Source organism: Lachnoanaerobaculum umeaense, from assembly GCF_003589745.1.
GTDB lineage: Bacteria > Bacillota > Clostridia > Lachnospirales > Lachnospiraceae > Lachnoanaerobaculum > Lachnoanaerobaculum umeaense.
This window is the reverse complement of the sequence record NZ_CP032364.1, coordinates 2,089,003-2,102,065: the sequence shown is the minus strand read 5'-3', so window position 1 is coordinate 2,102,065 and position 13,063 is coordinate 2,089,003. Positions and strand designations below refer to the sequence as shown.

Sequence of the window (13,063 nt, the reverse complement as noted above, 5' to 3'; positions counted from 1 at the left end):
GGTATTCATCAGATAATATTTTAATAAATAGCGAAAAAGTATTCGTTAGGTAATATATTTTGAGGTTAAAAAGTGGTATTAATAGTTTAAGCAGTAATAATTTCTGTGAAGATGTATTACAATAGATTTTAGAGATGTAATGTAAATTGGAGGGGTGAGATGAAAATCAAGAAAAAATTATCTGTAATATTATTTTTATTATTGGTTATGTTTATGTCGGTATCCTGTATAAGAACAGGTGGAAAAGATGAAGAAACAGGTACAAGTAGGACTGAGTCCGAGAGAAAAAAAGATAAGAAAAAGTCTAAGGGAAATAAGAAAAAAAGGATTCAAGTAAAGAACCGGTAGATGATAGGGTAGTATCTGAAATACCACATATACTTTTAGAGGAAAACTATGAAAGTTCCTTTGAACCGGATCCAAGCTTCAAGTATTTGTATTCAATAAATAATGTTCATATTAAATTACGAGAAAATAGTAAAGAGTTTGAAGCGCTTATTAAGGCATTTGATAAGTATAATGAAGAGATGGATGAAGCATTTGAAAATGACTTGAGGGAACTGGTAATCAAGCCACATCCTGCCGATGAAGAAGAGTATGCGGAAGAGGAATATGCATACGAAACACCTGGAGTTGATACAAGAACTCATATAGTAAGGGCTGATAAAAGCATAGTAAGTGTGATTAACTACAAATATGCTGATTATGGTGGTGGAAGTCCTGAATACCATCGCTACTCTTCAAATTTTGATACTACAACAGGTAAGAAACTGGAATTTTCGGATGTGGTAAAGGATGAAGAGAAATTCTTTGAGTTGGCAGATGATAGAGCAGAGGAGTACTATCAATATAATGATTTTGTAACTCCATCAGAGTATGTAAGAGAAAACGGTAATGATTTTGCTTGGACTGCTAATGCAGAAGGTGTTTCGATTTACTTTGATATTTATAATGAGGATGGTGGACTTGAAAATCCACAGATTGTGACAGTGTACTTTGATGAGGCAAAGGATATATTTGAATCTAAGTATACAAAGCCTGAAGATGATTATGTAATTCCTCTACTAGGAGATATGAAGTTATCTTTGGATATTGATGGAGATGGAGAAAGGGAAATTGTTTACACAGATAAAGTCCTTGCAGAAGGGGAGGAAGTTTATGACGGTGTGTATTCCGGATTGAAGATTTGTGTTGGAGATAAAGAGAGTGAAAAAATTTATGGATATGATTATAAATCATATATTATAAAAAAGAGTGGCAAATATTATATGTATTTGTTTGTAGGTGAGGTAGATGATATCACTTTGCTTTATAGAGTAGATCTTTCTACATTGGAGACAAATGAGGATGAATATAAAGTTGTTAGTTTGGCATATAGAGAAGTATATATGGAACAAAGTGATAATTCATATAAAGGCCATTCTACAAAGGAAACTTTTACTGATGCAAACTCATTTTTTGGTGCTATGAGATATGATACATTTGGAACAAATACAACTGCAATAGAATGGATTATAGATGATGAGGCATATCCGGCTCCAAAGGGTAATCGCTATGAAATAACGAATGGACCTGTTTTGTATACTATTAGTGATATTGATTGTATTGAAGTAGATAGTGGTGGAAAAACAGGTAAAAATACTACCTTGCCGAAAGATTCATATATATTATTGCTTTACACAGATAATGAAAATTATGTAGATGTAAGAGTTATAGATGAAAAATATGTGGAAGAAAGTAAATGGAGTGGACCAGAGGACAGATATTTTAACTTGAAAGATTATAGTCTTTTGGACTATGACGGATCTTGCTATAGAATAGAAATTGAGCATGGTGAATCTTTATGGGATATTAGAGTTAATGGAGAGACTTTAGATAAGCTATTTGAAGGAATTAGTTATTCATCATAGTATTGGTATTACTGAAAGGGTAGTAAAATGAAGCATAAGATAAGATTATTGATATTTTGCATTTTGATTATGTTCTCATTAGTATCATGTATGCCTTCGTTTCATACAGGTGTTGAAAATGATAAGTCTGATACTGAAACTGAAGCTATAAAGAAAAAGGATTCCGGTAAGAAAGAATCCAAAAAGAAAGTTGACAAGAAAACAGATACAAAACGAGAGAAAAAGCCACATTCAAAGCCTCATATAGTCCTAAAGAAAGTGGGAGAGGAATCATATGATGACTTAGGTATGACCTTATATCATATAGAGTATAAGTATATACAATTAGAAGATGATGGGGAAGAGTTCGAACCTCTTATAGCTGCATTTGAGGAATATAATAAAGAAGTAGATGAACAATTCGCAAGTACAAGGGAAATATTCGAAAACTTTGCCAAAGAAGAAGAGTCTAATAGACTGGAGGGATATGGTGAAAAAGTTTTCACAGAAGAAACTGACAGTTATATAATGAGAGCCGATAAAGATGTGGTAAGCATACTCAATTATACAAAATATGATTATGGTGCATCTGAAAGATATTCAAGGAATTCTGTAAGCTTTGATACATCTACAGGAAATAGGCTGAACTTTTTGGATGTGGTAAAAGATGATAAAACATTTTTCGAGCTGGTGGACAAAAGAGTATATGAAGACTATGAGGAGATTAATATTCAAAATCCTTCAGAATATGCAGATGCCCTAAGGGAAAGTAATTATGATAATCTTGTTTGGACTATAAGTCCGATGGGTGTAACTGTATATTTTGATACAAGAGTTTTGGGAGCTGAGACCGATGGTCCTCAAGTTATTACAATATCTTTTGAAGAGAATGAGGAGATATTTAATCAAAAATATGTATATGAGGAAAATGACTATGTGGTTCCAATAGTAGCAGGGAATATGACATTACACTTGGATGTTGACGGCGATGGTAGAAGTGATGCTATAGCTGTAAATAATATTTATAAACAGAATCCGGAAACATTGAATATATATGAGGATGGAATTAATATTTTGGTAGGTGATCAAAGTAGAGAATTATCCGGATATGATAGTAAATCTTATATTATAAAAAAGAATGGCAATTATTATATGTATGTGTTTATTTCTGATGAAATAGAAAGATTACATATTTTTGGATTGACAGACTTAGATTTAGATAATGATGAATTCGTATATTTATCATTGGGAAATTTATATTCCGATTGGAGTCAGAATGGTAATATTGCAACATATGAAAGTCTAGATGAAACATTTACAGATGTTAAATCTTTTAAGGGTCAATCAATGGGCAATCTACTATATTTATTTATTATTTCAAGGGAATGGTTTGTTGCTGATGATGGCAGATTACAAACAAATGATGAGAGAGGCAGAATTATTGATGATCGAGCATATAAAACATTAGTAGATCTCAAATGCAGTGTAGTGGATGAAAATGGTAAAGTGAAAAAACCCAATGTAACAATACCGGCAGATACATATATTTTGCCTTTATATGGTGTTGATGAAACAGATGCTTATATAGATGTAATAATGCTTGATGAATCTGATGTATTGGTATCTTCGATAGGTGAAGGCTATGGTAATTACATAGAATTAAAGAATAAAGATCTGTTAGAATATGAGGGAGATTGTTATAGGATTACATTTGACATTGATGAAGAGTATGGTGATATAAGTATTGATGGCAAAGGATTGTTTGAGATATTTGAAGGCTTAAGCATCTCCGGATAAAAATGATATATAATCTATAATAATAAGAAATTTAAAATTAATACAAAAAGAGGAAAATATGCGTTATCAAATTGAGGGTGGTAACTTACGGCAGTAGTTATTGAACTGGATGATTGTTATGTAATATTAAAAGATAATGGAACCGGTACAATGTCTTATGTAGGTGAAGCGACAGATCTAAAGTGGAGTGACTGTAAGATTACAATAGAGGGAGAAGACTTGGACTATATTATAAAGGGCGATGAATTAACATTTGACATTGAGGGCAGCACAATGGTATTTAAACGTAGTAAGGATGCACCACCTACAAAGTAATATTTTAATAAATTTAAAACTTATACAAAATAAGAATATGTTTTAGGGGCTGTCGGGAAATGGCAGCCCCTTTGAATAATTGTACTCTTTTTTGGAAGCTATAGTTTATTCTACCGTAACAGACTTTGCTAGATTTCTTGGCTTATCAGGATCTAATCCTTTTAAGAGGCTGACCTGATAGGAGAGAAACTGCAGTGGAACTACCAAAAGGCTTCCGGCAAAGAGAGGATGGGTACTTGGTACACTAAGATTTTGTACAAAGTCATTCTCATCTATAGAAATATTTTCCATTGTGAGAGCAAAGCATTTTGCCCCGCGACTTTTTACCTCGTGAATATTTGAAATACTTTTTCCGGCGAGTTCCTCCTGGGAAAGAAGAGCGATTACAGGACTGTCTTTTTCTATTAGACTTATTGTACCATGCTTTAGCTCACCGCTGCTGTAGCTTTCACAGTGAATATAGCTGATTTCTTTAAGCTTCAAAGCTCCTTCCATGGAGATTGCCCAGTCAAGACCTCTTCCAAGGAAGAAAATATCGTCGGAGTCCTTCAGCTTCTTTGCCATAGGTAGGATTTCACCATCTAGGGAAAGACATTGTTGAATCTTACCCGGTAGAAGGAAAAGTTCATCTCTGAGGCTATGAGTTTCTTCATCTTTAATTTTACCCTTTGCTTTAGCTAAAAGTATTGAGAAAATGTAACCTGCAACAAGCTGACAGCTATATGCCTTTGTAGTGGCGACTGCAATTTCAGGTCCTGCCTGTGTATAAAAGACAAAGTCGGATTCCTCGGCAATTGCAGATCCCTTGACATTTACAATGGAAAGAGTTTTTGCTCCAAATTTCTTTGCTTCTTTTACTGCAGCCAAAGTATCCGCAGTCTCTCCTGACTGGCTTATACTGATAACCAGTTCGCCATCTTCTAAAATTGGATGATTGTAGCGAAACTCACTTGCAAGCTCCACCTGTACCGGAACTCTTGCCAGACTTTCACAAACTGACTTTAATACATAGCCTACATGGTATGCAGATCCACATGCGATTATTCTGACTCTTCTAATATCTTTAAAATCTCTTTCACTCATAGAGAAGGCTTCATAGGAAAAGTCATCATTTTCTTTACCGCAGGCATAAAGCAGAGTATCTTTCACAGCATGTGGTTGCTCAAAGATTTCCTTCTCCATAAAATGTAGATATTCTCCTTTATGAATTCGGCTTTGATCAAGATTGGCTATAGTGGAAGAGCGTTTTATCTCTTCCTTATTTTTGTTATAAATATGTATTTCATTTTCTGAAAGGCTTAAAATCTCCTTGTTTTCCAAGACATATATTTCATTTGTATAGTCCAAAAATGCTGAAATATCTGAGGCAATATAAAAAGAGTTTTCGCCCTTTCCTACAATCAAAGGACTGTCCTTCCTCATTGCATAAAGAGTATTTGCATCACCTTCGAACATAATTGCAAGGGCGTAAGAACCTTTCAACTCTTTTTGAACTAAGAAGAGAGTCTTTAAAATATTCTTTTCTTTCAAGTAAAAATATTCAATCAGGTTTACAGCAATCTCGGTATCGGTTTCTGAGTAGAAACTGTATCCTTTTTCTTGTAAAAAGTTCTTTAAATCTACAAAATTTTCAATAATACCGTTATGAACCAGCACCACTTCTTTATTCATAGATAAGTGTGGATGAGAATTTTTTTCATCAGCCTTACCATGAGTTGCCCAACGTGTGTGACCGATTCCCATAGAGCAGGGAAACACACATTCCTTGGAAGCTATAACCTTTTTTTTCAGTTCCTCCAATTTACCTACAGATTTTACCACAGTAAAAGGATGAGAATATAGGGCTATTCCGGCAGAATCATAGCCTCTGTATTCAAGACGCAAAAGACCGGACAGTAGAATATCCTTTGTATTCCCCTGCCCAACAAAACCAACAATACCGCACATAGTATTTTTCTCCTATTTAATTGTTTATTGTGCGAAGAAAGCTTTTGTTACGATCTTGATTTCGCTTTTTTTCTTTCTCTTACGATGCACTACTCCGAAACAGCATCCGCCGAATCTTTCGATAACTGTTTACCTCGTCGGCTAGGGGAATTCCCGAAGCCCTGGCGCTAATTTTCCCTTATTCCTCAGTAAAGAAAAATTTGTGTTATGATAACATATGAAAAAGAAATTTGGAATGCTTTTTTTCAAAAATTAAAAAAATTTATATAAAATATGGTAGAATAATCATATGTAAATACGTAAATAGGAGGGTAAGTATGAGTGTCAGATTAGTATTTATAGGATTAATGGTTTTCCTTGGAGTTTGCTTTACTGCTATAGCACTCTGGCTTAGAAGTAGCCTGAAGAAAAGTTCAGTATATGGTATGCGAGGAGTGGCAAATACTCAAACAGATACCAGTAAAATGAAAACCGGTGAGATATTTTTATATATTCTAAGTATAGTTATCACAGTACTGATAGTTCTGAAGTTAATGAGCGTTATGGGATCAGGGGCTGCGGCTCTTGGCGGAATGATTATAGCAATACCTGTGAGAGCTTTTTTTAATGCAAGAAAGCGTACATATAATGCTATATTTACTCTTTCAGTATTGGCATTATTGTTTGTTTTCTTGTGCTTTGGATATATTCTTATAGGTTTACCGGTGAAGCCACCTGTAATGACTGTAGGAAGTATGGAAGTAACACTGAGTAAAACAAGTGTTTCAGACCTTATAGATGAAGGCTTTGACATATATATAATGAATGATGACGATACATATGAGTACAGTGAATTGCTGACAAACGGTTCTTATACCAAGTATGAGAGAAATCAGAATCTTACTGTAGAAAAGGGATATAGAAGTACCGGAGAGACTTTAAGGGGAGCACCATATTTATTAGTTAAAGATGATACACTCATAGGTGCAATAGATTTGTATGGAAGTCTTGACAAAGATGTTGCTATAACAGATTCGAAGGTAGTGAATTTCTATATGGATGAGGACTGCGAGAATGCAGTGAAAAATGCCGGCATAGATATTAAGCTTGAAGATCTGGATCTATTAGACACTTTTGATACAGATAATGTAAAAAATATTTTCAAAAAGAAACTTTGGCTAATACCGAATGAATTCGAGCCTACAGACTCTGTATATGGAATATCATGGCGTACCAACAGTGATTCTATATTCTGGAATGAGTATTATGCTTATATACGAATTGATGAAAGTAAGAATATGAGAAATTTTATAGTTTCAACAAGCGTTGCGAGGGACAAACCTGAGAAGTAAAATTGTACGTTTAAGAGTGATAGAATATTTGCGTTTTTATTCTATTTAGGATATATTATTGTATGTACAAATTAATTTATCAAGTATAGGAGATACAGATGGAATTAAAGCAGGAACTTATAATTGTTTTGGACTTTGGAGGCCAGTACAATCAATTAGTTGCAAGAAGAGTAAGAGAAAACAATGTATATTGTGAGATCTATTCATATAAAACCCCTTTAGAAGAGATCAAGAAGAAAAATCCGAGGGGAATCATACTTACAGGAGGACCGGACAGCTGCTATCTGCCTGATTCAGCTACATATTCAAAAGAGCTTTTTGAACTTGGAGTTCCTGTACTTGGACTATGCTACGGTGCACAGCTTATGCAGCATCTACTTGGTGGAAAGGTAGAAAGAGCAAGTGTAAGAGAGTATGGTAAAATCAAACTGACAGTGGATAAGACTGACAGTGCATTGTTTGAGAATGTGCCGAAGGAAAGTATTGTGTGGATGAGCCATACAGACTATATAAGTAAACTTGGTGAAGGATTTGAGATTACATCACATAGTGATGACTGTCCGGTAGCTTCTTATGAGAATACGGCAAAGAATCTCTATGGAATTCAGTTCCACCCTGAAGTTTTGCATTCAGAGTACGGTTCTGTAATGCTTGGAAACTTTATAAAGAATGTCTGCAAATGTGAATGTAACTGGAAAATGGATGCCTTTGTAGAAAACAGTATAAAGGCAATAAAAGAAAAGGTAGGCAATGGTAAGGTACTTTGTGCACTTTCAGGCGGTGTTGACTCATCGGTTGCAGCAGTAATGCTCAGCAAGGCGGTAGGCGAAAACCTTACTTGTGTATTTGTAGACCATGGACTTCTTAGAAAAAATGAAGGTGATGAGGTTGAGGCTGTATTCGGACCGAACGGCAATTATAAGCTAAACTTCATAAGAGTAAATGCAGCGGAAAGATTCTACTCAAAACTTGCAGGTGTAAGCGAGCCTGAAAAGAAGCGTAAGATAATAGGTGAGGAATTTATCAGAGTCTTTGAAGAAGAGGCGAAAAAAATCGGCAAAGTAGATTTCTTAGTACAGGGAACAATTTACCCTGATGTTGTGGAATCAGGACTTGGCGGTGAGAGTGTGGTTATAAAGTCACATCACAATGTAGGAGGACTCCCTGACTATGTTGATTTCAAGGAAATCATAGAGCCGCTTAGAGATCTTTTCAAGGATGAGGTAAGAAAGGCGGGACTTGAGCTTGGCATACCGAAGCATCTTGTATTCCGTCAGCCATTCCCGGGACCGGGGCTTGGAATAAGAATAATAGGTGAAGTTACAGCCGAGAAGGTAAAGATAGTTCAGGATGCAGACGCTATATACCGTGAGGAAATAGATAAGGCAGGACTTTCACAGGAAATCAACCAGTACTTTGCAGCTCTTACTAATATGAGAAGCGTAGGAGTAATGGGCGATTACAGAACTTATGACTATGCCATAGCACTTCGTGCAGTTAAGACAATAGATTTTATGACAGCAGAGGCTGCCAGACTCCCTTGGGAAGTACTTGAAAAGGTGACCAACAGGATTATCAATGAGGTAGACCATGTAAATAGGGTACTCTATGATATCACAAGCAAGCCACCGGGAACTATTGAGCTTGAGTAAAGGAAGAAAAAGATGACAGATGAAAAATTAATTAAAGAAGGGTTGAATGGTAAAGATTCTTTAAAAATAATTTTGTCAGGTTATGTTGATAAGTCAGAAAATGAGAATACAGAAGAAAAAGTAGGTGTAGTTTCGGTAATGTTTGTATCTGAAAACAAGGAGCTTGTCGTAAAGAAAATTGAGGAATTTGAGGCGAAATATCCCGAAAGATATTTTATGGTTTACAGTGTTCCTTTAGATACTAACCTTGAAGAGCTGAATCATTATCCGTCAATTGCAATTTTTCAAAGTGATTTAAATTAGATTAACAAATTAAATAATAGAAAGCCTTCCATCATTTTACGGGGAGGCTTTTTTGTAAATAGTGGAAAATAAAAAACTTTTAAACTCAAGGCGAAAGCAGATCATAGAAGAAATAAGAAACAGCCATTCATATTGAGATTCGACAATATTAGCTGGTGCATTTATCAATTTCCATGTGGTAATTTGATTATAAAACATAAACGAGCAAAAGGTGACGATGGATATAGGACATTCTCTATTCGTATTAAAGAAGAAATAGTTTCAAAACTTGATAATATTTCCACACAGACTGGTCATAGCCGTAATGAACTTATTGGTTTATTATTGGAGTATGCGATTGAGAATTGTAGGGTTGAGGAAAAGTGAGCTTTGAGTTAAAGTTGTACTTGAAGATATTTTATTAGTGATATTTATCAATATAATAAAAAATGGTAAATGTAATGTGGAGGATAGCTTAGTGATTATTATTCGTGGTATAAAAGGGGAACAATACGCAAGAAAAATAAAAAAAGGTATTGTTGATTGTAGAGATATCTTATCTGCCGTATTAAAACCACCTATAACTGGTTATGAATATTCAGATTATTATGAGAAAAATTTAGTTAAAGCACTAGCCTATTTCACACGAGAAAAAATAACAGAACTTAATGAACCAAGTTTTTTATATTCACTATTAATAGATTTTTATATTCCATATATATATATAACATATTTTCATGTTTTAAATGATAATTCTTTAGAGTGGCTGGAAAAATTTGATGATGATTATCAGTTTATTGCAGTAAATGTGAAAATTGATAAACTTACACAAACTGCGATAGGTAAAGAGTTTTTTGGGGCTAAAATGTCATATGTAGATAGTATAAATCAACTTAATCAAGAGCGTGCTACTAATATATATATTGCTAATATGTGTGCGATAGAAGATCTGTTTTTTGATAAACTCGATATGAATGAAGCAGTTCAAATTTATAATACATTATCTTTCCCATTATTATGTAGAGAAATGGATGAAAAATTTACAGATATTGAAAATGAATTTAGGATAATAGCATATGACTGCCCCAAAATAATGAATGGAATAAGACAACAAATATCTAGAAGGACTTCTATTTCAGGGGAATCTGGTAATAAATACAAGGGTATATTAAAGCCGGGACAAGATTCGATGTTTACAAATGACTTAAAAATATTGAGTAATCCACAAAAATCATTAAGAGAAATTCTCGATGAGGAACAAGGCATGATTACTATAGATAGTATATTTAAAGAAATTAATATAAGTGAAATTTCTTGTGGGCATAAGTATTTGGGCAATAAAATAGATTGTGAAAAATATATAAAAGAAATGATAAAATGTAAACCTAAGGATATTTATGTGTATAGAACGATAGCAAAAGATTATAAGTTAGATGATATTGTGAATGAAATTTTTTTGCCAGGTTATCAAAAAGTAGAATACTAAAAAAGGTATATTTATATGAGAGTTGTTTTGAGTGCATTTTGAGTACAAAAAAGCGGTAAAAGAAAAAATATGGACATCAAAAGTTAAAATCAGTACAATATAGTACAGTAAAGTAATATAAAAATGATGGCACAAAATATTGTGAATAGAGCTTGAGTAAACAAAATAACGCCATAAATCCTTTAAATATACAATGTCATTAACTTAAGAGTAGTGAGAAAAATATTACAAAAAGATAGTTTAAAAAAGATAATTATGCTATACTTGTAGTGAGAAAAATTACGAGGTGTAGCATGTTTATAAAAATACTTACAAAAGAATATAAAGGTGAAAAGTATTATTATGCCAGCCTTGTTGAAAACAAACGTATTGATGGCAAGGTTGTGCAGACAGTGAAAGCGAATCTGGGTGCAGTTACTGGGGAGCAGATTCCATATTTGAAGGCAGCCTATGCTAAGAAGAAACCTCGTCTTGTTTATGATGAGGATTAAATAATTGGAGGGCTGTAGTGAGAAAATCACAGAATAGACTATTAAAAGATCAGAATAATATTCTTTCAGATGTATTTCTTTAGGTATGTCGTGGTGGCAAAACAAACACTCTTGTCAGACGTAGAAAGATGCCACTAGAAGATTTAGTGTATTCTATGATTAATCGCAAGGGCCTTACTCTCAAAATGGAGCTGCGAAATTATATGAAAACAACACATCCGGGAACAGAAATATCTAAACCAGGTTATCTAAAGCAAAGGATGAAATTAAATCCAGACGCATTTAAGTTTCTTTATCAGGAACATAATAAAAATTTTTACCAGGATGAAGAGGTAGAACCATATACCTATAAAGGATTCCTTATTTTAGCTGCAGATGGATCTGATATAAATATTCCTACAACTGATGAAACCATCGAGAAATACGGAAGTGCCTCAGTGAGAGGAGGAAAACCATGTGCTCAGATTGGGCTGGGATGTATTTACGACGTTCTTAATCGCTTTATTCTGGAAATCAGTATTAATACCGTAAAGTTTGATGAGATGCGAGTAGCCCAGGAACAGTTAAAAGGAATAAAGGATACAATTGGAAACAGATATCCCTATCTTGTTGTTATGGATAGAGGTTATCCTTCGACACCGGCATTTTTGAATTTTATAGATGATGGAGTGTATTTTGTAGCAAGACTAAAAACAAGTGACTATAAGGCTGAACAGAAAGAATTAAAATCAAATGATGAGGATGTCGACATAACATTAACAAAGGCTAGAAGGAGAAATTATATTGGCAAAAAAGAAGAAACTATCATGATGAGCAGAGATTCCTTTTCAATGAGATTTGTAAAGGTGTGTTTAGATGATGGAAAGTCAGAAATTTTCGCTACTAATCTTCCACGGGATAAATTTCCAGAGGAATGCTTTGCAGAACTGTATCATATGCGCTGGGGTATAGAGACGGCCTATGAAGTTTTGAAAGACAGATTAAAAATCAAAAATTTCACAGGGGTAAAATCAGTGCTTATTGAGCAGGACATTAACAGCACTATTTATGTTAACAATCTTGCAGAAGATATAATCTGTGATATAGAAGAAAGTAGCCAGGAGCACCTAAAGAATGATTATAAACATACAATGCAGTTAAACCGAAACCTAAGTATCGGACTTCTGAAAAATGACCTAATATACATTCTTATAGAAAAAGATGGAAATAAAAAAGTAGCGCTACTACAGGCATTGTATGATGAAATAAGCAAAAATGTAGTGCCGATAAGGCATGATAGACATTATCACAGAACTAAAGGACAGCTTGCAGCAAATTTCTCGAATACACATAAGCGAAGTTTCTAAACTGAATAAGTATTTCGATTTAAACTGGTGAACTATGCTCTTTTTAAGCTAATAATAGTAAAAGTGAAAGAAAAAGAGCATACCCTTATTTGCAAGAGTATGCTCCAAACGTTAAGTTAATGACATTGTTTAAATATAAGGGTTTGTGGCGATTTTTCTATGTGGTTTGAGTACAATTTAAAAGTTTTGGAGGCAGTTTAAATGGATGATAAAGTCAAAGAGTTTTGGATTAAATTTTGCAATGAAATGAAGTTATCTAAAGATGTAAAATATGAAGCTTGGAGTTTTGGAAATACTAAAGAAATGGCTGATGAATTGGCGGAATTGGTTAATTGTAAAATTAAGACAGCTACGACATCGGCATATGAACTATATGAAGCCGGAGATCATATTCCACAGGTAGGAGAGTATAATATTATTCTCAACGGTTTGGGATAGCCTGTGTGTATTACTCAAACATTTATAAATACAAACTGTTGACAACAAACCTCCTATATAGTATGATTCAATAAACTACTATATAGGAG

General features: G+C 34.0%; 13 protein-coding genes. 12 read left to right on the top strand and 1 reads right to left on the bottom strand.

Features of this window, described 5'->3' with window-relative positions; genetic code table 11:
• The first annotated feature begins 159 nt into the window (after positions 1-159).
• The 4 genes from D4A81_RS13200 (at position 160) to D4A81_RS09705 (ending at position 4,001) form a co-directional block, all read left to right on the top strand.
• Entirely contained in the window at positions 160-348 is a 189-nt protein-coding gene (locus D4A81_RS13200) for a hypothetical protein (RefSeq protein WP_111526054.1), read from the top strand.
• A gap of 86 nt (positions 349-434) precedes the next feature.
• Complete coding sequence (locus tag D4A81_RS13285; RefSeq protein WP_174705946.1) at positions 435-1,910, top strand: hypothetical protein; 1,476 nt, start codon at positions 435-437, stop codon at positions 1,908-1,910.
• Positions 1,911-1,937: 27 nt separating this feature from the next.
• Positions 1,938-3,686, top strand: coding sequence for a hypothetical protein (locus D4A81_RS09710; protein ID WP_111526055.1), 1,749 nt, complete (start codon positions 1,938-1,940; stop codon positions 3,684-3,686).
• A 150-nt stretch (positions 3,687-3,836) separates the two neighbouring features.
• Positions 3,837-4,001, top strand: coding sequence for a hypothetical protein (locus tag D4A81_RS09705; RefSeq protein WP_242977771.1), 165 nt, complete (start codon positions 3,837-3,839; stop codon positions 3,999-4,001).
• A gap of 105 nt (positions 4,002-4,106) precedes the next feature.
• Here the strand turns inward: D4A81_RS09705 and glmS are convergent, their stop codons facing one another.
• Entirely contained in the window at positions 4,107-5,948 is a 1,842-nt protein-coding gene (gene glmS / locus D4A81_RS09700) for a glutamine--fructose-6-phosphate transaminase (isomerizing) (RefSeq protein ID WP_111526056.1), read from the bottom strand.
• 317 nt (positions 5,949-6,265) lie between these two features.
• Between glmS and D4A81_RS09695 the strand changes: the two genes are divergently transcribed.
• From D4A81_RS09695 to D4A81_RS09660, 8 genes are all read left to right on the top strand, one after another.
• A complete protein-coding gene (locus tag D4A81_RS09695; RefSeq protein WP_111526057.1) occupies positions 6,266-7,279 on the top strand; it encodes a hypothetical protein in 1,014 nt (337 codons plus the stop codon).
• Between the two features lie 98 nt (positions 7,280-7,377).
• The gene (guaA, locus tag D4A81_RS09690; RefSeq protein WP_111526058.1) at positions 7,378-8,931 is read left to right on the top strand and encodes a glutamine-hydrolyzing GMP synthase; all 1,554 of its coding nucleotides are present in this window, start codon (positions 7,378-7,380) and stop codon (positions 8,929-8,931) included.
• 12 nt (positions 8,932-8,943) lie between these two features.
• On the top strand, positions 8,944-9,234 hold the full coding sequence (locus D4A81_RS09685; RefSeq protein WP_060930386.1) for a hypothetical protein: 291 nt from the start codon (positions 8,944-8,946) through the stop codon (positions 9,232-9,234).
• 183 nt (positions 9,235-9,417) lie between these two features.
• Positions 9,418-9,600: a ribbon-helix-helix domain-containing protein gene (locus D4A81_RS09680; RefSeq protein WP_111526059.1), complete on the top strand. Its 183-nt coding sequence runs from the start codon at positions 9,418-9,420 to the stop codon at positions 9,598-9,600.
• Between the two features lie 91 nt (positions 9,601-9,691).
• On the top strand, positions 9,692-10,699 hold the full coding sequence (locus D4A81_RS09675; protein WP_111526060.1) for a hypothetical protein: 1,008 nt from the start codon (positions 9,692-9,694) through the stop codon (positions 10,697-10,699).
• Positions 10,700-10,992: 293 nt separating this feature from the next.
• Positions 10,993-11,190: a 2-C-methyl-D-erythritol 4-phosphate cytidylyltransferase gene (locus D4A81_RS09670; protein ID WP_111525778.1), complete on the top strand. Its 198-nt coding sequence runs from the start codon at positions 10,993-10,995 to the stop codon at positions 11,188-11,190.
• 128 nt (positions 11,191-11,318) lie between these two features.
• Positions 11,319-12,536 carry an IS4 family transposase gene (locus D4A81_RS09665; protein ID WP_334295325.1) on the top strand — a complete coding sequence of 406 codons (1,218 nt, stop codon included), beginning with the start codon at positions 11,319-11,321 and terminating at the stop codon, positions 12,534-12,536.
• A gap of 201 nt (positions 12,537-12,737) precedes the next feature.
• Positions 12,738-12,974 (top strand): ASCH domain-containing protein, encoded by a 237-nt coding sequence (locus tag D4A81_RS09660; RefSeq protein ID WP_242977706.1) that lies wholly within the window; start codon positions 12,738-12,740, stop codon positions 12,972-12,974.
• Positions 12,975-13,063 lie beyond the last annotated feature (89 nt).